Raw genomic sequence first — 26565 nt, 5'->3', positions numbered from 1 at the left:
TGCATATATTCACCAACAGTAGTGGCTTGGGTGTTGGCGCCATCCATTTTACCTTCAAGCGTTAAAAATTCGCTCAGGCTGATATCGCTTGTGCAGCATTTAGCGGTGGCGGGCGTGCCACTTGCTGCGTTAGCTGGAGTAAAAGGCACACTGCATTTAGCGGCAAGTTCAGGAATGGCTAATATATTGGTGGTGGTGTGCAAATCGCACTGAGAGTGGCGACACACGAGCTCTTTGTCGCTGGTAAAGGTTACATCGCACTCGACAATACCTGCGCCCATACGCGCCGCAGCTATATAAGACTCCTTTGTATGCTCAGGGTATTGCATTGGCGCACCACGATGACCAATAGAAAAATCTGTACGGTAAAATGGCCCATCTGTACACGATTCTAATTTTGTTTTTAAATCGCTCTGTACCATATCGTTAATAAGGTAGTCGGCACGAGTACCTAATTGAATATCAGGCGCCTCGCCTTTTGCAACTTCAACAATTACAGGCGTCGGTACTTCAACAACCTCAACAGTGGTATTGGTAACGACTACGTCTTTTTCTACAATTTCGACATCGTCGTCGCAGCCGCTCAGTAGTGCAAGTATTACTGAGCTTGTTATTAGGGTGAGATGTTTCATGTTTGTTCCTTAACGTTATTTTATTCAACCCTAATCGCATTCAATGACAAATTAGCTACAAGGATGTGACGTTCTGTTTATTTGTCCCCAATTGATTAATTACCAGTGCCGCTAACATAATTGCACCCCCCATACTTAAGCGCATAATGTCGGCATTTTTATTCCATATAAGCACGTTAACAATAATACCGGCAGGAATAAGAACGTTGTTCATAACGGCTAATGCTCCCACATTTACTTTTGTTGCCCCTTTGTTCCATAAAAAGTAACCAAGGCCCGAGGCTACAATACCTAAATATATTAAAATACCCCACTGGGTAAGTGTACTCGGTAATTTGCTTGTATTGCCAAATAAAGCGTAGCAAGCACTCGCCACTACTAATGCGCCAATAAAAAACCAACCAAATACGGTTTTGTCATCCAGCTGATTAGTGGCCATTAAACGTTTATAAGTTACTTGTCCGGTGGCAAAACTAATATTGGCACCTTGAACCAGTAATAAACCGATGATGAAATGACTATTGAGGCTTTCCCAGCGAATAGCTACCGCGCCCAGTACGGCAATAAGCGCAACCGCAAAAAAGCGAGGGTTAAAATGCTTATTAAGTGCATCGTTTAAAAGCGTTATATAAAGCGGCGTCATAACGGTAAAGAGCAACACTTCGGGTACGCTTAAAAATAAAAAGGAGTGATAGTAAAAGCTGTACATAACACCCAGTTGCACAGCGCCTATCAGCATTAGCTTAAGTGCGAGTGGCTTTGAGGTAAGTTTAGGTTTTAAAAAGGGTAAAAAAACCAATGTGGCTAATGCAACTCGTATTAATACGCTAAACCACGCATCAACTTGGCCTGCTAGGTACACACCAATTAAACTAAATGAAAAAGCCCAAAGTAGGGTAACTGCAAATAAATAGCCCATAATTGTCGTTTTTTATAATTTATAGTGTGGCTAGTTTATCTGTTATAAACAATAAAAGCCCGCAAGCGGGCTTTTATAAGGTTAAAATTAATAAACGAGGTTATTAATCAACTAAACCACGGCGCTTAAGAAGTGCGTCTGTCGTTGGTTTTTGGCCTCTAAACTCAATGTAACTTTGCATTAAGTCGCGGCTGTTACCTTTTGATAGGATTTCTTCACGGAACTTGTCACCGTTTTCACGGGTTAGGCCACCGTTATTTTCCATATGTGCAAACGCATCGGCTGCAAATACTTCAGTCCATAGGTAGGCGTAGTAACCTGCTGAGTAACCACCGGCAAAAGTATGGCTAAAGTAGTTTGATTTATAACGCGGTGGCACTGGGTAGTAATCAATACCGTGTGCTTTTAGCGCATCGCTTTCAAACTTTTGAACATCACTGATTTTTTTATCAGAACCAAATGAATGCCATTCCATATCAAGTAAAGCAGCTGCTAAGTATTCAGTAGTACCAAAGCCTTGGTTGAATTTTTGCGATGCTAGTACTTTATCAAGTAATGCTTGTGGAATTGGCTCACCTGTTTTGTAATGCTTAGCGTAGTTAGCAAGTACCGTAGGTTCAATCATCCAGTCTTCATGTGCCTGTGAAGGAAATTCAACAAAGTCACGTGCTGTAGCCGTACCCGCTAGGCTTGGGTATTTAACATTTGAGAATAAACCGTGCGCAGCATGACCAAATTCATGGAACATAGTCGATACTTCGTCGAAGGTCATTAGCGTTGGCTCACCTTCAGCTGGTTTTGGAATGTTTTGTGCGTTGTAAATAACCGGTTTAGTGCCTTTTAAGCCGCTTTGGCTTACATATGCACTCATCCATGCACCGCCACGCTTACCTTCGCGTGCGTATGGGTCCATGTAAAATAAACCAATAGCGCTGCCATCTGCGTTAAATACTTCGTACGCTGTTACATCTTCGTGGTAAACAGGTAAGTCTTTACGCTCTTTAAAGGTGATACCGTAAAGCTTGTTCATTGCGAAGAATAACCCATCATGGATCACAGAGTTCATTTCAAAGTAAGGCTTAACTAGCGCAGGATCTAGGTCGTACTTCTCAGCACGTACTTTTTCTGCGTAAAACGCCCAATCCCATGGCTTAAGCTCAAAGCTTTCGCCAGAATCGTTAATTACTTTTTGGATAGCGGCCGCTTCTGCTTTGGCTTTTTCAACAGCTTTTGGTGCAAGGTCATCTAAAATGCCGTACACGTTGTCGGTTGTTTGTGCCATACGCGAAGTCATTACATACGATGCCCAATCTTTAAAACCTAACAGCTCTGCTTTTTGTGCTCGCAGGTTCGTTTCTTCAATAATGATAGGGCCGTTAGTTTTAGCAGCACGGTTTGTAGAGGCTTTAAAAATTTGCTCGCGTAGCTCACGGTTTTCAAGACTTGATAAGATAGGCTGCTGAGTGGTATTAACCAGGGTGATCATGTAGCCATCTTTGCCTGCTTTTTTAGCTGCGGCTGCAAGGCCTGCAATTTCACCTTCAGATAGGCCAGCAAGTTTAGATTTGTCTGTAACAACAATAACGTCTTCTTTAAACGATTTTAAAATGTTTTGAGAGAACGCAGTAGATAGCTCTGCAAGCTGAGCGTTTATTTCACGCATTTTTGCTTTTTCAGCATCGCTTAACTTAGCACCGGCTTTTACAAATTGCTTGTAGTAGAAATCAACTAAGCGTTGATCTTCAGCGTTAAGCGCATCTTTATTGTCGTAAATAGTTTGTACACGCTTAAATAACGCACCATTTAGGTAAATGTCATCAGAGTGAGCAGATAATACCGGCGCCATTTTTTTGCTTATACGTTGGTATTCGTCATCTGAAATTAAACCCGATAGGTTGTAAAAAGCAGCAGACACGCGGTTTAACAACTCACCAGATTTTTCCATCTCAACAAGTGTGTTTTCAAATGTTGCTGGTTCTGGGTTGTTTGCAATAGCTTGAACTTGCGCAGTGTGCTGAGCAATACCTGCATCAAAGCCTGCTTCGTAGTCTTTTGTACCAAACTTATCAAACTCTGGTGCCATGTATTGTAATGGGCTTGGTTTGAATAATACATTGTTTGCGTTCATATCTTGCACTTGTGCTGCGCTCTCTTTAGCTGTGTTCTGAGTTTCGTTAGATGAACAAGCAGATAGGATTAGGGCACTAGCAATAGTAGTGGCGATCAGTGTTTTACGCATAATAACTCCATAAAAAGATGAGCCGAAATAGGCTTTTCGAGTCGAAAACCCAGTTAACTTATCAAATTTTGGCGTTTATACAATAAAGTTTATCGGTATTAAGCGGGATTTAAACGCAAATTAGCTACTAAAAATGCGATTTGGAGGTAAAAGTAGCCTTAAAAATAAACGTAAGGCTACTTAAATATTGTATTGTGTGTGTTTTTTAAAGGCTAGTTATAGCCAAGAACAAAGCGTTTTTCAGAACCAAAGCTATTAGATTGCTGGCCAAATTCTTTATTAATAGTAGCAAGTGTTTGTTCTTGCTCAGCAAGAAGGCACAAAATTTTATTGCGGTAATCTAGGCTGCTTTCAAACAAATTTAAATCTACCTGCGGCTGCAAAGTAGCGAGTCTTTGATTTAGAGTAAGTTGTGACATATGTAATCTCCAGTGCTTGTACACTATTTATATAGCACTCGGTGCAATAAAGAGTTAATAAATTGTTTAAACAAAAACGTTAAACCTATTAACTTAGCGTTTTAACACTATTATGCCGTGCTAAGCTTAGCGAAGACTGAACCACACTCATTTTTACTGAACAAATAACAAACAATAAATAATACTTTGGAAAATACATGACGCTCGAACACATTCAACATTATCTCAGCTTGGTTATTTTTACCTATAACGACGTACACATCACTGTGGCTAAGGTTATACAAGTTCCTTTAATTTTATTTGCTATGTGGTTTGTAGTAACGCGCATTGGCAAACTTATTAAAAAAACACTGTTGGCCAAAAAAATCAGCCAAGACGCGGTTCATCTGTTTACGCGCATTTATTTTATTTTGAGTATCGCAATATTAATTTTCACCTCGTTAGAGGTTTTAAGTATTCCGCTTACGGCCTTTGCATTTGTATCAGGGGCAATAGCCATTGGAGTCGGGTTTGGTGCGCAAAACATTATTAATAACTTTATTAGTGGCTGGATTTTAATGTGGGAGCGGCCAATTCGTATTGGGGACTTTTTAGAAGTAGGTAATGCAAAGGGCGTAGTAGAAACTATTAATACGCGCTCTACCCGCATTCGCCGTAACGATGGTGTGCATATGTTAATCCCTAATTCGCAACTATTAGAAAACACAGTGACTAACTGGACCTTAATAGACGGTAATGCCCGCTCCTCGGTTAGCGTAGGTGTTGCTTATGGCAGCGATGTATTGTTAGTTAAAACGTTAATTCAACAAGTGCTTGATGATCATGATGCGATACTAACAAATCCAAAAGCCTCTGTTTTATTTGACGACTTTGCTGATAGCTCACTGGTGTTTAATGCAATTTTTTGGGTTTGTGCAGAGTCAGAAACCATGCTCAGAAAAGTACGTAGTGATATCCGTTTTAGTATCTATGCTGTTTTTGAAAAACACGATGTGGTGATTGCGTTTCCACAGCGCGATATTCACATTGATGGAGAAATTGCGTTAAAGCGTACTCAATGAATTTAGCCTTAAAAATTTAGCAAGCATTAACGGGTTTTAACTGCGCGTTTCTAGTTTGGGTTTATTTGTAAAAATACGCAGTTTGCTACTTTAAAGTGGGTTTTGAAAGAAAGGACATATGTCCGCATTATTAGTCTTTTGCATCTAAAAGCGGGTAAAAAAGCTATAAAATGAGGTTAAATGTTGCAAAAAAGTTTACTTTTTTGTACATATTTATGCAGTAAATTTGTAATACGATGGTATAATCTTCATCGTTCGTTCAGCCTCATTACTCCGTTTTTGTACTCTCGGTGATGAGGTCCGCGCGCCATAAAGCTAGACGCGAAAAATTGTACGAGCCCGCAATGAATACATTGCGCAACACAAAAAACCGTTGAACAAGAGTGCATACAAAAGGTTTATACCCGACATGAAAGCAATCAAAAAAACTGCAATAGCGACCATAATTAATGCTGCTTTATTATCTGCAGCTGGTACCTCTGTTTCTACTCTTGCTGCTGAAGAAGAAACTGCAAAAAAAAATAACCAATTAGAAGTTATTCAAGTTACTGCTCGTAAACGTGTAGAAAATGCACAAGAAGTGCCTGTTGCTGTATCTGCATTACAAGGTGATAACCTTGATGCTTATAGTTCTGCTGGTATGGATATTCGCTTTATGAGTGCGAAAATCCCAAGTCTTTCAATCGAATCATCGTTTGGACGTTCTTTCCCTCGTTTTTATGTTCGTGGTTTGGGTAATACCGATTTCGATCTTAATGCTTCACAACCTGTTTCATTAGTTGTTGATGAAGTGGTTCAAGAAAATGCCATTTTAAAAGGCTTTCCAGTATTTGATGTTGAGCGTGTAGAAGTACTACGTGGTCCACAAGGTACTTTGTTTGGCCGTAATACGCCGGCTGGCCTAGTTAAATTTGATACTGTTAAACCAAGCCAAGAATTTGAAGGTTACGGTGCTGTTTCTTACGGTAGCCGTGGCGCTGTAGATACAGAAGGCGCTGTAGGTGGTGCATTAACTGACCGTTTATCTGCACGTGTTTCTTTGCTATGGCAAGATAAAGATGATTACATCGACAACCAAGCACCTGGCTTTGAAGCGAAAGACGAGCAGGGCGGCTACACAGAAAAAGCAGCGCGTATTCAGTTTTTATACGAAGGCGATGACTTTACTGCTCTTCTAAACTACCACACGCGTGACCTAGACGGCTCACCAATTGCGTTTCGTGCAAACGTTATTGAATCAGGCTCAAACGATTTAGTAGACAACTACGAGCATGATGTTGTTTATCAAGATGCCGCTGTACGCAATACCCAGCAAGTTGAATCTGAAGGCGCAAGCTTAAAGCTTGAGTGGGATATTAGCGATGAATACACGCTAACCTCTATTTCAGGTTGGGAAAGTGCAGAAATATACTCACGTGCAGATATTGACGGCGGTTACGGTGCTTCTTATATCCCTGATTACATGGGTCCAGGTTTTATTCCGTTTTCTTCAGAAAGTGCGGATGGTATTCCAGAGCAAGATCAGTTAACGCAAGAGCTTCGCCTTGCTAGTAACTTCAGCGGTGACTTAAACTACCAAGTTGGTCTTTTTTACTTTGATGAAGAGCTTACAATCGAAAACTTTAGTTACGATACGTTCTCTTCACCTGCTGGCGCTTTAAACGGTTATGTTCAGCAACAACAAGACACAACAGCATGGGCTATTTTCGGCTCAGTAGATTACATCTTCTCAGATAAGTTAAAAGTAACAGCGGGTCTTCGTTACTCTGATGACGAAAAAGATTTTGTTGCAGACCGTACAATTAGCCCAATTGGCGGTGGTGCTTTATACGTAGAGCGTAGTGTAAGTGACAGCCACGTAAGCTGGGATTTATCTGCAAACTACAAAGTTAATGACGATGTAAACTGGTACAGCCGTGTAGCAAACACGTTCCGTGCGCCTAGCTTACAAGGTCGTATTTTATTTGGTGATGACGTAACAACGGCTGAATCAGAAACCGTTACTTCATTCGAAACAGGTATTAAATCAGACGTGCTAGACGGCCAAGGTCGTGTAAATGCAACGGTATTTTACTACACAATGGACGACCAGCAGCTTACTGCTGTAGGTGGTGGTGCTAACTTTAACCGCCTAGTTAACGCTGATAAAACAACAGGCTACGGTTTTGAGCTAGATACAGAATGGGTATTAAGCGATGAGTTTAATGCAACATTTAACTTAAGCTACAACAAGACTGAAATTAAAGATGATGAGTTAGCTGTAGCGGTATGTGCTCAATGTATCGTGAATGACCCTATTAACGATGCAGGTTTAGCCGTACTAGATGGCAACAGCTTACCGCATGCGCCAGAGTGGATCTCTAACTTTACCCTTCGTTATACGAAAGAACTTGAAGATGGTAATTTCTTCGCATTAGGTGATATTTCTTACCGTAGCGAAATTAACATGTTCCTATACGATTCAGTAGAATTTGAAGGTAAAGCATTAACAGAAGTAGGTTTACGTGCAGGCTACGAGTGGGCTGAAGGTGACTACGAGTACCAAGTATCTGCATTTGTTCGTAACTTATTTGATGAGCAACAAGCAATTGGTGCGGTAGACTTCAATAACAATACGGGTATTGTTAATGAAGAGCGCTACATTGGTGCTGAATTTAAAGTTAACTTCTTCTAAAGATAACCTTAAATTTTATTAATTTTTAAAGCCTGCCTTGTGCAGGCTTTTATGTTTTTATAAAGCTGGTAAAGTAGCGTTAATTAACTTTGATGAGATAGAAAAATGGCTGGATTTTGGAACTACCGTGTAATTTTTTGTGAAGCAACGAAAGACGAAGCAGCGCAATACCAAATACACGAAGTAGAATATAACTTAAATGGTAAAGTAACTAATTGGTCAGAAACAGGCGCAGCACCTTTTGGTACAACGCTAGATGAATTAGCCGCTGATGCTGATCGTTTAAAAACGGCGCTAGAAAAACCAGTACTTAAGGTTGTGCGCAAAGCCCGAGGCTACGAGCTGGTTGATGTTGAAACCGGTGAAGAAGCATTTGCTGAGCCACCTGCTGGCTTAACAGCATAATATTATAAAGGCGCCTAGGCGCCTTTTTTAACGTTAAAATTTAAGGAATGAGGATGAGCTTAAACGCAGTATTGTTTGATATGGATGGCACGCTAGTTGACTCTGAAAGCATGCACTTTGAGTGTTGGAGCCAGCTGCTTGCACCCTACAATGTAAGTTATAACGAAGTGGAGTTTTGTCAGCGCTTTTCAGGGCGCCCAACGTTAGAAGCAGCAATTGATATTAAAAATGAGCATAATTTAGACGTCAGCGCACAGTTTTTAGCAGATGAAAAATATCGATTATTTGGTGAATACGTAAAAACTAATTTACCGCCTGTTATGCCTTTTACTAAGCAAACCTTACACGCTGTTAAAAATAGTGGGCTAAAAATGGCGTTAGTTACCGGCAGTGCTCGCAGCGAAGCTATGCCTATTTTAAAAGGGCTAGGTTTTTATGAGTTATTTGATACTGTAGTGACAAAAGACGATGTAACAAATCCAAAGCCAGCAGGCGATCCTTATCTTTTAGCGCTTGAGCACATACATGTAGACCCAGAGCATGCAATTGCTGTAGAAGACACCTTTACGGGCGTTTGTGCTGCAACTAATGCACAGGTTAGAGTCGTTGCGATTGCAAATCATCATACAATTGACCATGACTTTAGTAAGGCGACGTACAAAATGGCTGACCTAGGTGAGTTTTGGCAGTGGGTCGAATCTCAACTATAGTTATAGCCTTATTTTATTTGCAGGGATGCAGTAATGGCTCAGCTAAAGTACTTACTTTTCATTGCCAGCTTAATTGGCTCATCGCTTGTTTTTCCGGCGCAGCCTCAGGTGTTATTGGCAGAAGTATATGATGAATCTAAACATGGCAATATTAGTGAATACCTCGTCAGTGAAAAATTTGATGGTGTAAGAGCAATATGGACGGGCGATAAATTTATTACCCGTAAAGGAAATGCGATTAACGCCCCGAGTTGGTTTACGGCGCCATTACCAAATGTTTGGTTAGATGGGGAGCTGTGGATAGCGCGCACTCAATTTTCTTTGGTCAGTGGGATTGTAAGAACTAAACGCCCCAGTAATTCAGATTGGCACGCTATACGCTATCAAATATTTGATATGCCAGACTCAACCCTTCCTTTTAGTGCGCGTTATAAAAACTACCAAGCCTTGGTAAAACAAATCAATAAGCAGCATATAACTGCAGTTAAGCAACACCGCTTTACTAGCACAGCCCAATTAACAGCGTACTTTGAAGATTTAACTAAGCAAGGGGCTGAAGGGGTGATGCTGCATTTAGCCAATGCTAAACATAAAAGCGGGCGCAGTAATACATTATTAAAGTTAAAGCCCTACCTTGATGCTGAAGCGGTTGTGATTGCACATTTACCGGGTAAAGGAAAATACACCGGTATGTTAGGTGCATTAAAAGTAAAAACACCTCATGGGCAAATATTTAAAATAGGCACGGGCTTTAGTAACAAACAGCGCCAAACACCTCCGGCTATAGGTAGCACGGTAACGTATCGGTACCATGGGTTAACAAAGTATGGCTTACCACGTTTTGCGAGCTTTTTAAGGGTGAGGGAGGGTCATTAGCGTTTATAATTTTGGCAAAGTATGCTAAATTGCGCGGCCTTTTTCTAATGTATGGTGAAGTATGTTTGTAGGTTTTGATTACGGTAGTTCTAATTGTGCCATGGGTGTTATGGAGCAAGAGGAAGTACAGTTAGTGCCACTTGAGCAAGGAAAGCATTATTTACCTTCTACTCTTTATACACACCATAGCGCATTAGTTGTCGACTTTGTGGCAAAGCATGTAAAAGGCACTGCACACGAGCATGACTTTTTAACGCAGCGCCAAGCTTTATTAAATACACTCCCACGTATTAAGTCAGATCTTGATTTACAACCTACAGATGAAACGCTTTTTATTGGCCGTGAAGCCATTAGTGAATATGTGCAGTTTCCTGAAGAAGGCTACTTTGTAAAATCACCTAAATCGTTTTTTGGTGCCACAGGCTTAAAGCAAGGGCAAATTAATTTTTTTGAAGATATTGCTACCGCAATGATTTTAAAAATAAAGCAACGCGCAGAGCTTTCACTTAAAACCCCATTGACGCAAACGGTTATTGGTCGTCCAGTTAACTTTCAGGCCGTTGGCGGTGAGCAGTCAAATCAGCAAGCTGTAGGTATTTTAGAGCGCGCAGCTAAGCGTGCGGGCTTTACAGATGTGGAGTTTTTATACGAACCGCTTGCAGCAGGGATTGATTACGAAAGTAGTTTAGTGGAAGACCAAAAAGTGCTGGTTATTGATATTGGCGGTGGTACCAGCGATTGCTCGTTTGTACAAATGGGGCCAAGCTTTAGAGGTAACAGTGAGCGCGATAGTGACTTTTTAGCCCACAGCGGTAAGCGAGTTGGCGGGAATGACTTAGATATAGCGCTTAGTTTTCATGGTTTAATGCCATTGCTTGGTTTAGGCAGTACCTTTAAATCGGGCCTACCTTTACCAAACCAACCTTTTTGGCAAGCCTGTAAAATTAATGATGTAAATTTACAAAGTCAGTTTTATAGTGAAAGCCACTATCGAGAACTCACTGCCCAATTACGCGATGTCAGTGCACCTGCGCTTTTCAAACGCTTAATTCATTTACAGCAAAATAAACAGGGCCATCAGTTAGTACAGCAAGGTGAGGCGGCTAAAATAGCGCTTTCATCGGCAGATGCTTTTGATTGCGATCTTCGCTTTTTAGATAATGACCTTAGTAAAAACCTATTGGTAAGCGATTTAGCGGTTGCAGTAGAAAGTAGCATTAGCCAAATAGTAACGTTAGCAAAACAAGCAATTACCGATGCAGGAACCACCCCAGATGTTATTTATTTAACAGGGGGGAGTGCGCAGTCACCACTTATTAAATCGGCGTTAAGTGAGCATTTAGGTGATATTAAAATGCTGAATGGCGATCACTTTGGTAGTGTAACGGCTGGCCTAACAAAATGGGCCAGCATGCTTTATAAGTAGCTTAAAAGGCTTTAAAGACTGATTTGTCGGGTTGCGAGGTATTTTTCGTAATCTGGCAAAGTACGCTCAAGCTCAGTGTCCATTAAGGGCGAGCTTAATAACATGTCGGCGCTGACTTCATTACAGGCCACAGGAATATTCCAAACAGCAGCTAAACGCAGTAATGCTTTAACATCAGGGTCGTGTGGTTGCGATGCCAACGGATCCCAAAAAAACACCAATACATGAATTTCGTGCTCAGCAATTTTAGCACCTAGCTGTTGATCGCCCCCCATAGGACCACTTAATAGCTGAATAACCTCTAGCCCGGTGGTTTTTTCGATTAAATGGCCTGTGGTGCCAGTACCGTATAAGGTGTGTCTGCTTAAGGCTTCTTTGTGTTTTTCGCACCATAATTTAAGCGCGGCTTTTTTACCATCATGCGCAACTAAGGCAATATTTTTATTAGCGGGTAGCGATTGTTTTTTTTGTTCCATGCTGCATCTTATTTTGTTGAGTAACCAAGGCTTTGGTTAAGTAATACAATTTAGTGTAATTAGTATAATAAATTAATGGCCAGTGCAATAAATACCATGCCGGTCACTCGGTCTATCCAAAGTTGGCTATGTGGGTATTTTTTGAAAAATTGCGCTATTTTGTCGCCAAAATAAATATACGTACAGTCAATTGGGAAAGCTAAAATAGGGTAGAGCAGACCAAAAAAAGCTAATTGAAACGTTGCCGATGATAAGCTTGGGTCTACAAACTGAGGGATAAAAGCAATAAAAAATAACGCGACTTTAGGGTTTAATACCTCGGTCATCATGGCTTGAAACATGACATTTGGCTTTTTACTGGTGCTTACATGAGGCTTATCATCACTAGCGCAATCCACGGTATTTGCCTGCGAAAAAGTGCTTTTAATCATCACAAGCCCTAAATAGCACAAATAAGCCGCGCCTAAGTACTGTACTGCACTATAAGCGGTGGGCGAGGCTTTTAATACCGCGCTTAATCCAATAACGGCAAAAAATGTGTGTATTACTCCACCTAAAGCAAAGCCAAATGCGCTTTGCATACCTGCCGCTCTGCCATTGGAAAATGTTTGCGCCATTAAAAATGCGTTTGATGGCCCAGGGGCCACCGCCATTAAAAAGCTCGCCAGTAAAAATGATGCTAAAAAATCAGGGTTGATCATGTATTAACCGGGTGCAATGTATGGGCTTTTTTACTCATTAAAATTAACCAAAGTGGCGCCAGTAACAATAAATGAAAAGCAATTAGCCAAGGTGTGCTAAGGCCTAAATATTGCGTTAAAAACACAAGCACACTAGCGCCACTCATTTGCATAGCACCAATTAAGGCAGAGGCTGTACCGGCTTGTTTAGGAAAGCGCGATAACGCCATACCAGCCGCAGAGCCTAAGCTCAAGGCAAAACCAAGTGCTGCAATTAAAATAGGTAGCATAAGCGCAATGGCCGATTCTATATGGCTAAGTGCAATCATTAATATGCCAGAGGCCACCAATACTGTAACCCCAACACGCAGGGCTTTTTGGCTATTACGTTTAATATAAATGGGCGTAATAAAGCTGGCTACAATACTTAATACGGCATTGAGCGTAAACCAAAAAGTAAAGTCGGCAACAGTGCCCCCTAAGTGCGTAATTATCCACCCAGGTGCCAAGGTGACATACACAAGAATTGCCGACATGGCGACCATACACAGTAAGCTATTAAATAAAAATATCGGTGTTTTTAATATTGGCACAAAGCGGCGTAAGTCCAATATATGCCCTTGGTAGTGACTATCAGCAGGGCGGGTTTCTCTAAATAAGGTGAGCGTAATGACTAGGCCCGCTAACGCAAATAAGGTTAAAAACATAAAGTTCATGCGCCAGCCAAATTGCACGGTAAGCCAAGCACCTAAAATAGGCGCAAGCGCAGGAATAAAACACACTATTCCATTTAAATAGGTAATCATTTGCCCGCTACGTTCGCTGCCGTATTTATCACGTACAATAGCAAAAGCAACAACAAACGTAGCACATGCGCCTAACCCTTGCAGAGCGCGTGCAAACATTAATACAGCAAAAGAGGGCGCCATGTAGGCAAGCAAGGCAGAGCCTGCATACAAGCTAACACCTACAACCGCTACCGGCTTTCGGCCAAACTTATCAGCAAGCGGCCCTGCAATTAATTGCCCTAAACCCACAGTAAGCATAAAAATAGCCACTGTTTGCTGAACCTGTTGTTCGGTTACGTTAAATTGCGTGGCAATAGTTGGAAAAGCGGGAAGATAAATATCAATTGCCATAGGGCAAAATATTACGAGTAACGCTAAGATGAGTAATAAAATTAAGTTAGGTTTAGCGGGCTGTGTTTGCATTAGGTCTCCTTTTGCTGGCTATTTTAGGTGCCCGCATATAAAAAAGAAAGGGCTTATGAGTGAGCCACGCTTTATTGTGATAAATATTTCATGACATTAGGATTAACAGCGCGGTGAATTGCGCTTTTTTTAACTGGTCTGATGTGTTAATTTGAACTTATAAACACAAAATGGGAAATAACAATGAGTAATAAATCAGCCCTTTTAAAAACCTGGCTTAAATTTAAACGCTTACCTTTTGGCAATTGGTTGTTTAGCAAAGCTGTATGCATAAAAGCCCCGTATTTTGGCTCAATGAAACCTTACGTGCTCGATTTAAGAGAAGGGCACTGTAGCGCTGTCGTAAAAAACCGTCGTAGTGTGCATAATCATATTGGGACTATTCATGCTATTGCACAATGTAACTTAGCTGAGCTGTGTGCTGGTGTAATGGTAGATGCCACCGTGCCTTATAAAACGCATCGCTGGATCCCAAAAGGAATGACGGTACACTATTTAGCAAAGGTTGATACCGATGTAACTGCTATTGCAGAAATCGACTTGCCTCGCCAATGGGTAGATAAAGAAGATTTAGTGGTGCCAGTTAAGCTTTACAATACCCGCAATGAGCTGGTGTTCACTGCAGATATTACGATGTACATAACCGAGAAAAAGTAATGAGCGCTTAATTAGATTTGGCTTTATCAGCGGCTTGCTTATTAACAAACGACAAGTCGCTATCAGCATCATCAAGCAAAGTTTTTACTTCTTTAGCCGGCTTTAAATCTTCGCTAATAAGTTCCGGTTCTTCTTTTTCAAAGCGCTGTTTTAAGCTGCCTTCAATAATGGCTCCGGCATCAATACTTAGTGTATCGTGAAAAACATCGCCATGTACGTGAGCGCTGCTTTGAATATTCACTTCACTTGCGTTTAGTGAGCCAATAATTTTGCCTTTTACAATGACACTTTTAGCTTCAACCACACCTTCAACAATGCCGGTAGAGCCAATTACCAGGTGCTCTGCCTTTATATCGCCATCAATTCGGCCATCTAGCTGCACTTCGCCCTGGCTGGTAAGTGTGCCAGTTAAGCGCACATCTTCAGAAATAATAGAAGGGGTATGATTTACTCTTTTCAACGTAGTTTGACTACTTGGTTGCTTTTTTTTACCGAACACGAGAAAGCGCCTTTGTTATTTTTAGAGGATTGACATGTTTGCCATCGAGTAACACTTCATAGTGTAAGTGGGTGCTGGTACTTCTGCCAGTACTGCCCATTAATCCAATTACCTCATTTTTAGCAATTGTTTGGCCTTTTTTCACTTTAATTTTATTTAAGTGGCCAAAACGGGTGACCAAGCCATTTTTGTGCTCTAGCTCGATAAAGTTACCATAGCCGCCATTTTTACCAGCGCGCAATACACGTGCATCTGCAGGGGCAAAAATTTCGGTTTTATGCCAGCCGGCTAAATCAACACCTTTGTGAAAAGCGCGGCGGTTGTTCATCGGATCTTTACGTAACCCAAAGTTGCTCGAAATATAGTATTTAGCCGCAGGCAAGGGCAGTGAGTTAGGCAGCTCTGTTAAAAAGTTTTCAAGGTTGTTAAGTAATAATAGCTTATCAACAATGGCTAAAAACTGCCCTGGTATTTTAGTTTCGTCAAATACATCTAACGGGCCACCTTGCGCACTGGTTTGTGCGCCCAGTGCTAAATGTTGTTCAAGGGCTGATTCTAAGCCTGCGCCTTTTAACATCGCTAAAATTGCATCATGGCGTTTATTAATTTGCGCATCAATAAGCGCAAAATTGTGCTCGTAGTATTTATTTAAGCGCTCGTAACGTGCGGCAAAAGTGATTGGCGTTAGAAGGCTGGCATGTTTGTCTTTCGGCTCTTCATCTACAAGTGGTTCATGAAACTCGCCTTTGTCTTGATTAACAGGCGACTCAAGTTGTTCTTCTAGTTTTATTGTCTCTTTACTAATAGATGCGGGGAGGGATTCAATCATACCTTGCAAAAGTGCTTGCTTTTGCTCTAGTACAGCAAGTTGTTCTAATTGCTTAGCGTGCAGTGCTTTTTGTTCTTGAACCTGTTTTTGCCACGCTTGTTGTTTGTCAATTTGGCTTTGTTCTATGTCGGTAATTTTATTTGTTTGGCTATAAACACGAAAACTAGAAATACCGACCCAAATAATAGTGCCTAAAATAAGCAGTACTGTAAAAAGCTGAAACCAAGGCGCCAAAACAACATGCTTAACTTCGCCATTTTGACGAATAAGCAACTGACGGGATGGGAAAAATTTTTGGTAAAAAGACTTAATAAATACTGACATGGCACATAAACACTCGCTATTAACCGGATTAATGTATCAATTTCAGTCTAAAAAGCCAGAAAAAATTTGTAACTGTTCAAAAATTAATAAAAAAGGGCTGCTATTTAGTAGCAGCCCTTTATTTAAAATAGTCACAAATTAGCTAGCTTGTTGCTCATCGTTATCTTTTATTGATGCTACATTGTCGGCTTTTTTAGCTTTAGCTGTACTTTTTGTTGTGGGCTCTTTTGCGCCTTTTAACACTGCCATAAAGTCATCTTTACTCTTTGCAATTTCAAGCGCAAGCGATTCAACCTGTTGCTCGCTCAGTGGCACATCTACTTTTTCCAGCATTACTTCAAGCGATTCTGCTATATCGAGCATTTTGTCATAGGCATCCGCTTCTTTTTTAGTAGTAAACGTCATTCGCTCAACTCCGTTTCGTTCTACAACATATTTAACAACAACAGCCATGATCTCTCCTGCTTGATTGCGTGGTAATGTGGTTACTGACCCGTAGGTCACTGTTTTTATATACAGTAAATGTTTGTGTGTAAAATTGCAAGTATTCGGTGCATTTTTAGCTTGTCATCAATTTGACAAAAAAGCGTAACTTTACTTTAGTTAAGCAATCACTTGTTGTACCAGCTGCATTTTAGGTTTTCGGATTTAGGTGATTATGCACTGGAAATAATGTAAGTGATGCGCGTTGCTCCTTATTTAACATTATTTCCTCAAATAAAAATTAAGCACATGTTTAAAGCCAAATTAGCCGTTTAACTATAACGCTTTGGTATAAACAAAAATAAGGAATAACAAATGAAAAATCTATTAACGCTACTTATTATTAGCTTTTTAAGCTTTAGCGCGTTTACACACGCTAACCCTGTTGAAGATAAGCCTATGGTTGAAATGCCGCAAGCGACGGTTATTAATATTAATAGTGCCGATTCAGAAATGCTGGCCAAGTTGCCTGGTATTGGTAAGAAAAAAGCGCAGGCTATTGTTGATTACAGGGTTGAAAATGGTGAATTTTCCCAGCTGAGCGACTTAACTAACGTAAAAGGAATAGGTAAAAAGCTTGTAGCTAAACTAGAAGGAAAAGTGTCTTTATAATAGGCAGGGCGCTAAGCGCCCTGTGAATACTGCTCAAGTGCTTTGGCTAAATATTTTTTAGCGAAGTTTATTTCAATCGGGGTTGTTAAAAGCGGGTAACACAGGCCACCTAAAATTAAAAAGGGAATGAGTTCCCATCCTTTAAAAACAGTAAATAATAAAAATAATGGGCTGAGCAATATCAGCTTTACTATTCTTAATAACACTCTATCGGTAGCAGGTAGCATACTTAGCGCAATAGCAACAACGGCTTGTCGCTGCCTCACTTTAAGGTGCTTTAGTTCAGGCAGCTGACTGGTAAAAAACGTAAACATATTAAATAGTCTTTTTAGTAAGTAAGCGAGTGGTAACAATTACAAAAAGCGTGATAGTAAATAACGCAAATAGTATTTCCATCCATGCTGGCATACTTAATCCCGCAAATTGCCAATCGATATTACCGCAATCCCCTGTGGCTTGAAAAAAGCTTGGGATCCATTCATGCAATGGCATAAATGAAGGAAAGTTTGGCTCAAACTCACAGCTAAACGCAAAGGGATCGGTGGTTGTTTGCATTTCAATGTGCTCACGCGCAATAAAGTAACCCCACACACTTGATACACCCCACACTAAATAAGCGATAGCGCGTACTAATTTACTTTGTGGTTTAGTTGCGCCAATAATGCCTGCCCCTAATAAGCCTAATACCGCAGTTCGCTGGTAAATACACATAATGCATGGAGCAAGGCCCATCTGGTATTGAAAAAACAGTGCGGTGACTTCTAATAAAAATACAATGCCTGTAAATAGTAGCCATGGAGTACGTTGAGTAGGGAGTTGTGCTAGCCAGTTCATAAAAAATCCGCATTGAAATAAGACGTTGAATTATGTACTAGGATAAAGTAACGAGCAACAAAAAGGGTAAAAAAGCTACCGAAGTGGCTTTTTTTAAGATGAAATTAATAAGCGGTTATGGCCAATCCTATTTAGGGAAAGGTTAAGCTTAATTTGCTAAGTGAAGATGTAATATAAGATTGGTTCGCTAAAAAGGCTTGATTAAACGTTACAGTTAACAGGTAACAGGCTCTGCTGTATGCGACTTTTAAATGTACTTGTTGTCGCACACGGGAATTATTGTAGTAATGTAATGGTGAAAAAATAACAATAGCATTAATGTACCTACTATGAATAGGGTTAATTTATTTAGCAAATTAGGCCTAATTTAAGCATGTTGAATTTTATTATTTACTATTGCGAAATTTTCAGCGGTTGGTTGGCACTTATATCAACGAGTTTACTTGTTAGTTATATTTCATCTGGTACAATCTGTCAGTTATTCGTATAAAACGATGAGTTGTGATTAATTCGAGTGGGAATTGAATGAGAATTTTTAAAGCTAAAAGCCCAGCAGGATTTGCTGAAGAGTATATAGTTGAATCTATCTGGAACGGCGATTTCCCTCCAGGTTCAATTCTACCTGCAGAGCGTGAGCTTTCTGAGTTAATTGGTGTAACCAGAACAACCTTACGTGAAGTACTGCAACGTTTAGCACGCGATGGCTGGCTAACTATTCAGCACGGCAAGCCAACCAGAGTGAATAACTTTTGGGAAACATCGGGTTTAAACATACTCGAAACGCTGGCGCGCTTAGATGAAGACAAAATGCCAGAGCTGACCGATCAGTTATTATCTGCACGTACTAATATTAGTGCTATTTATACCCGTGCAGCGATAAAGCTTAACCCTGAGCGTGTTATTGAGATTTTATCAAAAAGCGATGAACTTGAAGACACTGCGCAAGCTTTTGCAGATTACGATTACAAAGTACACCACGAATTAGCTGTCGCTGGTAATAACCGCATATACGTACTTATACTTAACGGTTTTAGAGGGTTTTACTTTAAAATTGGTTGTCATTATTTCTCAGACGCAGGCACTCGCCAGTTAGCACGTCAATTTTATAAAGATCTAACAGTATTGGCTGAAAACCGTGAGCATGATGGCGCGATTTCAATGATGCGTAAGTTTGGCCATCAAACCGGTGAAATCTGGCAAAATATTAAAGGCGATATGCCTTCCGATATCATGGATTAACCCATTTTTAAAACCTGCAAATGCAGGTTTTTTTATAGGCGTAATAAAGTTTTAATATCTGTTCGGTATTTTCGATTGTGCACATCGCTAAATACGATTGTTCTTTTTTCCTTATTAAATTTAAAATGCCACGTAATTATGTGTTGGCGCTATTGTTTTTTTATTTTTAGCGCCCATATAAGTATCAGCATTGCGTATGCAATCGACAACAAACTCAAAATATTTGGAGAATAAAATGGGTGTATTAGTAGGCCGCCAGGCACCAGACTTTACCGCTGCAGCTGTACTAGGTAATGGTGAAATTGTAGATAGCTATAACCTTCATGAAACAATTAAAGGTAAAAAAGCAGTAATCTTCTTTTACCCACTAGATTTCACGTTTGTATGTCCTTCAGAACTTATCGCATTTGATAAGCGTTACGAAGAATTCCAAAAGCGTGGCGTAGAAGTAATTGGTGTTTCTATCGATTCACAATTCTCACACAACGCATGGCGTAACACTGCTGTAGCAGACGGCGGTATTGGTAAAGTTCAATACGCACTAGTTGCAGACGTTAAGCACGAAATTTGTAAAGCATACGACGTTGAGCACCCTGAAGCGGGCGTTGCATTTCGTGGCTCTTTCCTAATCGATGAGGAAGGTAACGTACGTCACCAAGTAGTGAACGACTTACCACTTGGTCGTAACATCGACGAAATGATCCGCATGGTTGACGCGCTAGCATTTCACAGCGAAAACGGCGAAGTATGTCCTGCTGGTTGGGAAGAAGGTAAAAAAGGTATGGACGCAAGCCCTGAAGGTGTTGCTAAGTTCCTATCTGAAAACGAAGGCGAGCTATAATTTAGCCCCTACGTTTTAATAAAAAAAACCGCCATATGGCGGTTTTTTTGTTTTTAGCATAGCCCATTTAATAATGGGCTATATTAAATTAAAACGAGAAGGTTACTTTAGTGTAGAAGTAACGACCACGTGGGTTGTGTACACCCGATGCATACCCGTAAAGGTCGGCATCGCCATCACCAATAGCAAATGGTGGCTCTTCGTCAAATACGTTATTTACACCAAGCGACACTTTAGTTGCATCACTTACACGGTAAGATGTTTGTAAATCTACCAGTGCTTGCGAGTCAACCATACGCGATGTATTGCTATCAAAGTCTAAATTACCGTCAAAGTCTATATCTGGGGTATCTTCAAACTCGCCTACGTAGCTAATATTTACGTTGGTATTAAATTGGCCAATTTCCCAGTTAGTAGAGAAAATCCAGCGGTGCTCTGGGTAATTGTATTCACCCGTGTAATCGCGGCCGTCTTTTTCAAACTTGTTTTGGTACGCCCATTCTAAGTTAAATTTAAGTAAGCCTAAATCATCCAGCGAATGGTTGTAATTTGCTGATAAATCAACACCTGACACTTCTTGCGAAGAGACGTTTTCAAAGGTGCTGTATATTTTTTGAATGGTGCCTAAGCTATTGCCACCACTAGGTGCTAAGCGTACACACACCGTGCTATCTTGGTTATTACACTCAGAGTTATAAATTGGGCCAAATTCTTGTTCATCAATTTTATTATCTTGGGTAATACTCCACACATCTACGCTTAAACCAAACTCAGCAGAAGGTGCCCAAATAAAGCCAACGTTCCATGATTCTGACTCTTCTGCTTCTAAGTCAGGGTTACCAGCAAATTCAATGTTGTAATCTAGTGCGTCACAATCAAGGCCAGTTGCTTCACAGCGATAAGTATCTACAAAAAACTGACTTTCTTGTGATGGACCTAAACCTACTTGTGCAAGCGATGGCGCTCTAAACCCTTGTGCCCACGAACCACGAATGGTTATTTCGTCGGTAGGTGCCCAACGTAAAGCGACTTTAGGGTTTGTTGTATTACCAAAGTCGCTGTAATCATCGTAACGTCCAGCGAGTTGTAGCTCTAGGTTTTCAGCAAGTGGGATTGAAAATTCCACATAGGCTGCGTATTGGTCGCGCTCTGCTGCAGCAGACACAGACTCAGTACCAAAAATTAAACCGCGCTGAAATTGGTCATCCGGTGTATCGGTTACATCTTCTTCACGGTATTCAATACCCGCGGCCATCATAACCACATCATCACCAAAGCTGAATGCTTCACCAGAGATGTTAGCGTCGAATGAGGTCATATGAGACTCACCGCGGCGTACTAAGCTTGTGGTAATTCTGTCAATAACTTCTGGGCTGTTATACGTGCCCCCAAATGGGTTATAGTTACCGGCATCAATCTCTTGTTGTAAAAAGTCGGTGCGAACCCAACCTTGCGAGCGATCGCCTGTTTGAAGTGATTTACTACGGCCTTTTTGAACCGCAGCTTCCCAGCTCCATTCGTTAATTTCGCCTCTTAGGCCAGCTACAAAGCGAAGCGTGTCTGATTCAATATCCCATTGGCGAGCGCCCGCATCAACCGTACGGTAACGGCCAATTTGAATATCTTCACCAAACGGGTTGTTAGGGTGGCTAGCAGGTACTGTTAAACCTGCATCTTCATCAAGTGGGGTAGGGGCACCGGCTGCAACTGAGGTATTATGCTGCACTGCCATTTCTAAAAAGCCGGTAATACCATTATCAAAATTGTATTCAAATTGAGAAATAGCACCTACGCGCTCAGACTCAGGGGCGATGTAGCCAAATGGGCCGTAATCAAATAAACAACTGCCGCTTGATGTGGCGTTTTCTGCAGGGCAATCTGGGTCAATTGTTTTTACACCATCAACATAAAAGTAGCCTGGAAAGCCACGAGAAGAGCGAAAGTCTTCGCCGCCATAAGGCGATTGATTAGCGGTGCCTAAGCTGCCCATTTCATCTGACGAAAGCGAGGTGTTTTTAAAGTAATCAATAATAATTGAGGCACTGCTTTTTTCGCTAGTTGTACCCCATACTAAACTTGCTGTTGTTTCTTCGTAATTAGGGCCATCGGTACCGCCGTAGCCTAAGTTTAGTTCAACGCCATCTATGTCTTTTTTCAAAATAACGTTGACTACGCCCGCTACTGCATCAGAGCCATAAATTGCTGATGCGCCATCTTTTAAAATATCAATGCGTTCAATCGCCGATACCGGAATACTATTAATATCGACAAATGAGTTTGTTATACCTTCGGCAAAGGCACTAATAGCCACACGGCGGCCGTTGATTAGTACCAATGTAGCATCAGCACCTAAACCACGTAGGCTGACCGCGGCAGATCCATTTGCAGTTGAATCTTGGTTGTTGCCGCGTGTTGAGAAAGTACCGCTGCCTGCCACAGGCATTCTTTCGAGGAGTTGTTGAAGGTTATCGTAACCCATGTTTTCGATATCTGCTCTGCCAATAGATTGTACTGGCGAAGGCCCTTCGATATCGGTGCGTTTTATGCGCGAACCTGTTACTTCAATGCGTTCTACTTTTTTTGCTTCTTCAGCAGCATAAGCTGTTGTTGTAAACCCTGCTGAAAGTGCGATTGTAGCACCTGCAATTATGCTAGGTGTAAATGCAATTGATTGCTTCATCCTTAAGTCCTTGTTGATATGTTATAAATTTAGTTGCTTAACAAGCGCTGACATTAATACCATGTAACTTAAGTGTTATCAATCTACACCCTTTGCGATTTTAGTATGAGTTTTTGTAGAGTGTTGAGGGAAAAATATTCAATAATAGAAACAACGAAAAAGGATAGACAAGGCTAAATTACTCGCTTTGTACCATAAAATTTGCGCACTAAAATGGGTAGGCATCTAAAGAAATTAAAAAAATAAATAAAGTGTAATAATTTATTTATATCATGCACAGGGATGAATTAAATAAAGCTGAGGGGAATTTGATCAGGTTGTTTTAAATTTAACCGGTGAGAAATTAAAAAAAACGCCTAAATAAATTAGGCGTTGTGTTTATACTTTATGTTTCATGAGGCGTTCTTTCTCACGCGACCAATCTTTATTTTTGCCGTCTTCACGTTTGTCATGCATTTTTTTACCTTTTGCTAAGTGAAATTCAAGTTTCACCCAACATTTTTTCCAATACATGGCAGTGGCAACAAGTGAGTAGCCATCTCGTTCAGTGGCACCGACTAATCTATCAAGCTCTTTGCGGCTTAATAACAGTTTACGGTATCGCATTGGATCGCAAATAACATGAGTCGAGGCGCTATTTAAAGGCTGAATTTGACTGCCTAATAAAAAAGCTTCGCCATTTTTAAGATGAATATAAGTTTCTGAGATGTTTACCTTACCAGCTCGGATACTTTTTACTTCCCAGCCCTGTAGTTCAACACCTGCTTCAAACTTGTCGTGTAAAAAATACTCATGACGCGCTTTTTTGTTAAGCGCGATGGTATTACTGTTCGATTTTGATGATTTGTTCTTAGCCATAGTGCCCTATAATATACGTATTAAGAGATGTTTTACATCGATTTTTTATATGTGCCTTTAAAATAATCTGGTGAACTTAAGACCATGAAAATTTGGGGAAACGCGCAAAGCTTGCTAAAATTCGCCCACACAGTTGGGAGTGAGTATGCCACAAATAGAAAAAAGTGCGCTGGTTATGTACAGCACTAAAGAGATGTTTGACCTAGTTAATGATGTAGAAGCTTATCCGCAGTTTTTACCTAATTGCTCAGACTCTAAAATCGTTTCGCAGCACAATAATAACATGACCGCGAGTTTAGAAATATCCAAGGCGGGTATAAAAAAGTGGTTTACCACTGAAAACACCTTTATTGACGAGCAAACCGTGCAATTAAGGCTGGTTGATGGCCCATTTAAAACTCTTAAAGGGCGTTGGCATTTTCAAGCGTTAGATAAAAAAGCCTGTAAAGTTGAGCTTAAGCTTGAATTTGAATTCTCTAGCAAGCTTATAGAATTGGCGTTTGGTAAAATTTTTAATGATGTAGCTAAAAATATGGTTAGTGCATTCACGCAACGTGCAAAAGATGTATACGGAGCAAGATAATGATTAGCGTTGAGATAGTTTTTGCATTACCGACTAAAGCAACCACATTAACGGTGGAAGTAGCGCAAGGAACCACAGCCGAACAAGCTGTTATTCAATCGGGGATCATTGAAAAGTGCCCTGAAATAGACCCAACTGCGCTTACTTTAGGTGTATGGAATAGAACAGTAAAAGCGCATTACGAATTAAAAGATGGCGACAGAATAGAAATTTATCGTCCACTAATTGCAGACCCTAAAGATGCTCGAAGAAAGCGTGCTGAAAAAGCAAAAGAGGAAGGTCGAGCAAATAAAGTTACCGGTGGGCGTCCTTTATAAAGGTTATTAATGTAGTAAATAAAAAAGGTGAGCCATGCTCACCTTTTTTTAATAACTAAAGCGTTTACTGCTCTAGCGGAGTATCAAAGTTTTCTGGTTGATCATAATCACCCGAAACAGCAACTAGTTGATCATTTTCAAATTTAACCAGCAACTCTTTATGCTGCTCATTATCGCGGCCTTTGTTAAAGCTGTACACATAACGCCAGGTACTATTATCAAACGCATCTTCTGCTATTGGACGACCTAATACATAAATAACTTGCTCTCGTGTCATGTTTACACGAAGCTTATCTACATCTGATTGCTCTAAAAAGTTACCCTGTGGGATATTGATTCTATATACCCAGCTAGAACAACCTGCTAAAGAGCTGAATGTGAGAGCAACGATAAGCCAAAGAGAAAAAGTTTTTAACGACTGCATTGTTAGTTGTGATCCTTATTTTTTATAATCTGCATGATACCGATTAGTCACTGAAGGTAAAACCCTTTTAAGAAATTGTTTTTAGTTACGAGGGTTAGGGCAACGTTTTGACCACAAACACACAAAAAAGTTTAAGTATAAATATAAGCAAAGCACACAAAGTACCCTCAACGTGGTATTTGTATATAGTGCAAACGCGTTTAGGCCACTGGTATACAGGTATAACAACCAATGTTGATAAGCGCTTAGCCACGCATCAAGCGGGTAAAGGCGCAAAAAACTTAAAAGGCAAAGGCCCTTTAGTTTTAATTCATCAACAAAAGGTGGGCTCAAAAAGCGAAGCCAGCAAGTTAGAGTGGCAAATTAAAAAATTAAGTAGGGCCCAAAAAGAGCACTACGTACAACAGCTAATGACTAAGTGAAGCTGTGGCATTTTTTAATGCTTTTAATTTATTACGATAGCGGGCTTTGTCATAGTTAAACTCGGCGTTTATACCCGCTAAACGCATATAATGTGTTGCCTGCTTTATATTGCCGGTAAAATAATATGCTCGCGCAAGGCCAAAGTGGCTTTCGTGTAACTTAGCGTCAATTTTATAAGCGCTTTTAAAATGCTTAATCGCTTGAGAGTAATTTTTAAGTACCAGTTCACTATTACCTAATGATATATGGTAATACGGGTTAGCTTGGCGCTTTTTATTGAGCTGTTTTAGCATTTGCTGACCTTGTTTAGCGCGGTTACTTAAGGTGTACAGCACAGCGAGATTACCTATGGCAGTATGGTTATTTTTATCAAGCAATAATGCATAGTTATATGCCTGTTCAGCTTCTTTTAAATAATTAAGCTGCCTAAATACAATACCTAAATTTCCCCAGCCACCACTGTATAATGGGGCGGCTTCAACGGCGGCACTAAAGTAGCTATAAGCTAAATTATAATTTTTATTTACTAAAGCCAGAGCGCCTTTATTGTTATAAAACATAGCTGTAACAAACTTTTTGCTTATTGGGCTGGTTTTAAAGCGTTGTTTTCTTATATTTGGGTCGAAGTCTATGGTTAACTGTTTATCACGTTGATAAACCATTGTGGCTGGTATTGTTTGCATAAGCGCATTGTCAATTGATAAATTAATATGCCCTGTCAGTAAATTAACCCCTTTATTCATTGCCCAATATTCAGGAATATGGACTTTTTGAAAGCGCGCTTTTATACCTAAATAATCGGCTAAGCTATACGCTAATATCGATAACGACAGGCAATTAGCATTTAAATTAGCGTAGGTTTGCGATGCACTCAATGTGGCGCCACTTTGATAGGTTAACGAGTTATCGCCGTTTTTTAATAAAAAACTTAAAATACTGTTCGCTAAGTAATGCGCGCTGCGCTTACTGGTTAAGTGGGCATCAAGTTGGGAAGTGATTGTTTTGTCGAGCTTAAATATGTCTTGCTCGGTTTCAACGTTAATACGGTTAAATGTTGGATGGTTTGCAAGGGCAAGCGGTGGTGGTTCACGCACCGTGGTGTTACATGCGCTTAAATATAAGCAGCTACTTAGTAATAATGCGTTAAAACAAGATATGTTCATAAACCACCTCCAACATATTACATCTATAAGTGTAGATGCAATATGCGCAGGTGGTTTATTAAAGTGTTACA

29 protein-coding genes are annotated in these 26565 nt (G+C 40.4%); 13 read left to right on the top strand and 16 right to left on the bottom strand.

Translation table 11 applies throughout. The features are described 5' to 3' along the window. From B2R65_RS04840 to B2R65_RS04825, 4 genes are all read right to left on the bottom strand, one after another. Positions 1-632: glycerophosphodiester phosphodiesterase family protein (locus tag B2R65_RS04840; RefSeq protein WP_286741380.1), on the bottom strand; the 632-nt coding region annotated here is incomplete at its 3' end. Positions 633-687: 55 nt separating this feature from the next. Further along, positions 688-1551, bottom strand: coding sequence for a carboxylate/amino acid/amine transporter (locus B2R65_RS04835; protein ID WP_256850692.1), 864 nt, complete (start codon positions 1549-1551; stop codon positions 688-690). Between the two features lie 103 nt (positions 1552-1654). Next, entirely contained in the window at positions 1655-3790 is a 2136-nt protein-coding gene (locus B2R65_RS04830) for a M3 family metallopeptidase (RefSeq protein ID WP_096042068.1), read from the bottom strand. Between the two features lie 212 nt (positions 3791-4002). After that, positions 4003-4209 carry a hypothetical protein gene (locus B2R65_RS04825; protein WP_004587392.1) on the bottom strand — a complete coding sequence of 69 codons (207 nt, stop codon included), beginning with the start codon at positions 4207-4209 and terminating at the stop codon, positions 4003-4005. 197 nt (positions 4210-4406) lie between these two features. Between B2R65_RS04825 and B2R65_RS04820 the strand changes: the two genes are divergently transcribed. From B2R65_RS04820 to yegD, 6 genes are all read left to right on the top strand, one after another. After that, the gene (locus tag B2R65_RS04820; RefSeq protein WP_024034237.1) at positions 4407-5270 is read left to right on the top strand and encodes a mechanosensitive ion channel family protein; all 864 of its coding nucleotides are present in this window, start codon (positions 4407-4409) and stop codon (positions 5268-5270) included. 409 nt (positions 5271-5679) lie between these two features. After that, positions 5680-7944 carry a TonB-dependent receptor gene (locus B2R65_RS04815; RefSeq protein WP_024034236.1) on the top strand — a complete coding sequence of 755 codons (2265 nt, stop codon included), beginning with the start codon at positions 5680-5682 and terminating at the stop codon, positions 7942-7944. A gap of 105 nt (positions 7945-8049) precedes the next feature. Then, a complete protein-coding gene (locus tag B2R65_RS04810; RefSeq protein WP_004587389.1) occupies positions 8050-8349 on the top strand; it encodes a hypothetical protein in 300 nt (99 codons plus the stop codon). 53 nt (positions 8350-8402) lie between these two features. Further along, on the top strand, positions 8403-9059 hold the full coding sequence (locus B2R65_RS04805) for an HAD family hydrolase (protein WP_286741379.1): 657 nt from the start codon (positions 8403-8405) through the stop codon (positions 9057-9059). Positions 9060-9092: 33 nt separating this feature from the next. Further along, a complete protein-coding gene (locus tag B2R65_RS04800) occupies positions 9093-9935 on the top strand; it encodes a DNA ligase (RefSeq protein ID WP_286741378.1) in 843 nt (280 codons plus the stop codon). Between the two features lie 61 nt (positions 9936-9996). Then, entirely contained in the window at positions 9997-11361 is a 1365-nt protein-coding gene (yegD, locus tag B2R65_RS04795; RefSeq protein WP_286741377.1) for a molecular chaperone, read from the top strand. Between the two features lie 11 nt (positions 11362-11372). Here the strand turns inward: yegD and B2R65_RS04790 are convergent, their stop codons facing one another. The 3 genes from B2R65_RS04790 to B2R65_RS04780 are packed head-to-tail and all read right to left on the bottom strand — an operon-like array spanning position 11373 to position 13728. After that, positions 11373-11837 carry a methylglyoxal synthase gene (locus tag B2R65_RS04790; protein ID WP_004587385.1) on the bottom strand — a complete coding sequence of 155 codons (465 nt, stop codon included), beginning with the start codon at positions 11835-11837 and terminating at the stop codon, positions 11373-11375. Between the two features lie 59 nt (positions 11838-11896). Further along, positions 11897-12538, bottom strand: coding sequence for a LysE family translocator (locus B2R65_RS04785; RefSeq protein WP_286741375.1), 642 nt, complete (start codon positions 12536-12538; stop codon positions 11897-11899). Further along, positions 12535-13728 carry a multidrug effflux MFS transporter gene (locus tag B2R65_RS04780; RefSeq protein ID WP_055252998.1) on the bottom strand — a complete coding sequence of 398 codons (1194 nt, stop codon included), beginning with the start codon at positions 13726-13728 and terminating at the stop codon, positions 12535-12537. Before B2R65_RS04780 ends, B2R65_RS04785 begins: the two co-directional genes overlap by 4 nt. Positions 13729-13911: 183 nt before the next feature. Between B2R65_RS04780 and B2R65_RS04775 the strand changes: the two genes are divergently transcribed. Continuing rightward, positions 13912-14385 (top strand): hotdog fold domain-containing protein, encoded by a 474-nt coding sequence (locus B2R65_RS04775; protein WP_029773430.1) that lies wholly within the window; start codon positions 13912-13914, stop codon positions 14383-14385. Between the two features lie 7 nt (positions 14386-14392). Here the strand turns inward: B2R65_RS04775 and B2R65_RS04770 are convergent, their stop codons facing one another. The 3 genes from B2R65_RS04770 to B2R65_RS04760 all read right to left on the bottom strand — a co-directional run bounded on the left by B2R65_RS04770 (position 14393) and on the right by B2R65_RS04760 (position 16490). Then, the gene (locus B2R65_RS04770) at positions 14393-14884 is read right to left on the bottom strand and encodes a bactofilin family protein (protein ID WP_004587381.1); all 492 of its coding nucleotides are present in this window, start codon (positions 14882-14884) and stop codon (positions 14393-14395) included. Further along, positions 14874-16037, bottom strand: coding sequence for a M23 family metallopeptidase (locus B2R65_RS04765; protein WP_273607157.1), 1164 nt, complete (start codon positions 16035-16037; stop codon positions 14874-14876). Before B2R65_RS04765 ends, B2R65_RS04770 begins: the two co-directional genes overlap by 11 nt. A gap of 138 nt (positions 16038-16175) precedes the next feature. Next, positions 16176-16490 carry a YebG family protein gene (locus B2R65_RS04760; protein ID WP_055253001.1) on the bottom strand — a complete coding sequence of 105 codons (315 nt, stop codon included), beginning with the start codon at positions 16488-16490 and terminating at the stop codon, positions 16176-16178. Positions 16491-16835: 345 nt separating this feature from the next. Here B2R65_RS04760 and B2R65_RS04755 point away from each other — a divergent pair, with 345 nt between their 5' ends. Then, positions 16836-17132, top strand: coding sequence for a ComEA family DNA-binding protein (locus B2R65_RS04755; protein ID WP_273607158.1), 297 nt, complete (start codon positions 16836-16838; stop codon positions 17130-17132). Between the two features lie 11 nt (positions 17133-17143). On the opposite strand, the gene B2R65_RS04750 is transcribed toward B2R65_RS04755, so the two are convergent. Further along, complete coding sequence (locus B2R65_RS04750; protein WP_004587377.1) at positions 17144-17446, bottom strand: DUF6170 family protein; 303 nt, start codon at positions 17444-17446, stop codon at positions 17144-17146. Position 17447: 1 nt separating this feature from the next. Next, positions 17448-17966, bottom strand: coding sequence for a disulfide bond formation protein DsbB (dsbB, locus tag B2R65_RS04745; protein ID WP_004587376.1), 519 nt, complete (start codon positions 17964-17966; stop codon positions 17448-17450). Positions 17967-18491: 525 nt separating this feature from the next. On the opposite strand from dsbB, the gene fadR reads away from it, so the two are divergent. After that, positions 18492-19205: a fatty acid metabolism transcriptional regulator FadR gene (gene fadR, locus B2R65_RS04740; protein ID WP_004587375.1), complete on the top strand. Its 714-nt coding sequence runs from the start codon at positions 18492-18494 to the stop codon at positions 19203-19205. A gap of 235 nt (positions 19206-19440) precedes the next feature. After that, the gene (locus B2R65_RS04735) at positions 19441-20046 is read left to right on the top strand and encodes a peroxiredoxin (protein WP_004587374.1); all 606 of its coding nucleotides are present in this window, start codon (positions 19441-19443) and stop codon (positions 20044-20046) included. 88 nt (positions 20047-20134) lie between these two features. On the opposite strand, the gene B2R65_RS04730 is transcribed toward B2R65_RS04735, so the two are convergent. Both B2R65_RS04730 and smpB read right to left on the bottom strand, forming a co-directional pair. Beyond that, the gene (locus B2R65_RS04730; protein ID WP_024031815.1) at positions 20135-22726 is read right to left on the bottom strand and encodes a TonB-dependent receptor; all 2592 of its coding nucleotides are present in this window, start codon (positions 22724-22726) and stop codon (positions 20135-20137) included. A 378-nt stretch (positions 22727-23104) separates the two neighbouring features. After that, positions 23105-23584: an SsrA-binding protein SmpB gene (gene smpB, locus B2R65_RS04725; protein ID WP_004587371.1), complete on the bottom strand. Its 480-nt coding sequence runs from the start codon at positions 23582-23584 to the stop codon at positions 23105-23107. A 145-nt stretch (positions 23585-23729) separates the two neighbouring features. Here smpB and B2R65_RS04720 point away from each other — a divergent pair, with 145 nt between their 5' ends. Together B2R65_RS04720 and B2R65_RS04715 are read left to right on the top strand one after the other, a co-directional pair. After that, complete coding sequence (locus tag B2R65_RS04720; RefSeq protein ID WP_055253005.1) at positions 23730-24167, top strand: type II toxin-antitoxin system RatA family toxin; 438 nt, start codon at positions 23730-23732, stop codon at positions 24165-24167. Continuing rightward, entirely contained in the window at positions 24167-24484 is a 318-nt protein-coding gene (locus B2R65_RS04715) for an RnfH family protein (protein ID WP_029773434.1), read from the top strand. The genes B2R65_RS04720 and B2R65_RS04715 overlap by 1 nt, the downstream gene beginning before the upstream one ends. Before the next feature lie 64 nt (positions 24485-24548). Here the strand turns inward: B2R65_RS04715 and B2R65_RS04710 are convergent, their stop codons facing one another. After that, positions 24549-24908 carry an outer membrane protein assembly factor BamE gene (locus B2R65_RS04710; protein WP_004587368.1) on the bottom strand — a complete coding sequence of 120 codons (360 nt, stop codon included), beginning with the start codon at positions 24906-24908 and terminating at the stop codon, positions 24549-24551. A 107-nt stretch (positions 24909-25015) separates the two neighbouring features. Here B2R65_RS04710 and B2R65_RS04705 point away from each other — a divergent pair, with 107 nt between their 5' ends. Further along, positions 25016-25330, top strand: a complete 315-nt coding sequence (locus B2R65_RS04705; RefSeq protein ID WP_004587367.1) for a GIY-YIG nuclease family protein — start codon at positions 25016-25018, stop codon at positions 25328-25330. Here the strand turns inward: B2R65_RS04705 and B2R65_RS04700 are convergent. Then, the gene (locus B2R65_RS04700; protein WP_286741371.1) at positions 25316-26494 is read right to left on the bottom strand and encodes a tetratricopeptide repeat protein; all 1179 of its coding nucleotides are present in this window, start codon (positions 26492-26494) and stop codon (positions 25316-25318) included. The two genes, B2R65_RS04705 and B2R65_RS04700, sit on opposite strands and share 15 nt — an antisense overlap. Positions 26495-26565 lie beyond the last annotated feature (71 nt).

It is taken from the genome of Pseudoalteromonas sp. UBA2102, assembly GCF_002331165.1.
In the GTDB taxonomy this organism is placed as follows: Bacteria; Pseudomonadota; Gammaproteobacteria; order Enterobacterales; family Alteromonadaceae; genus Pseudoalteromonas; species Pseudoalteromonas atlantica.
The sequence above is the reverse complement of the archived record's forward strand: the minus strand, read 5'-3'. Positions and strand labels throughout refer to the sequence as shown.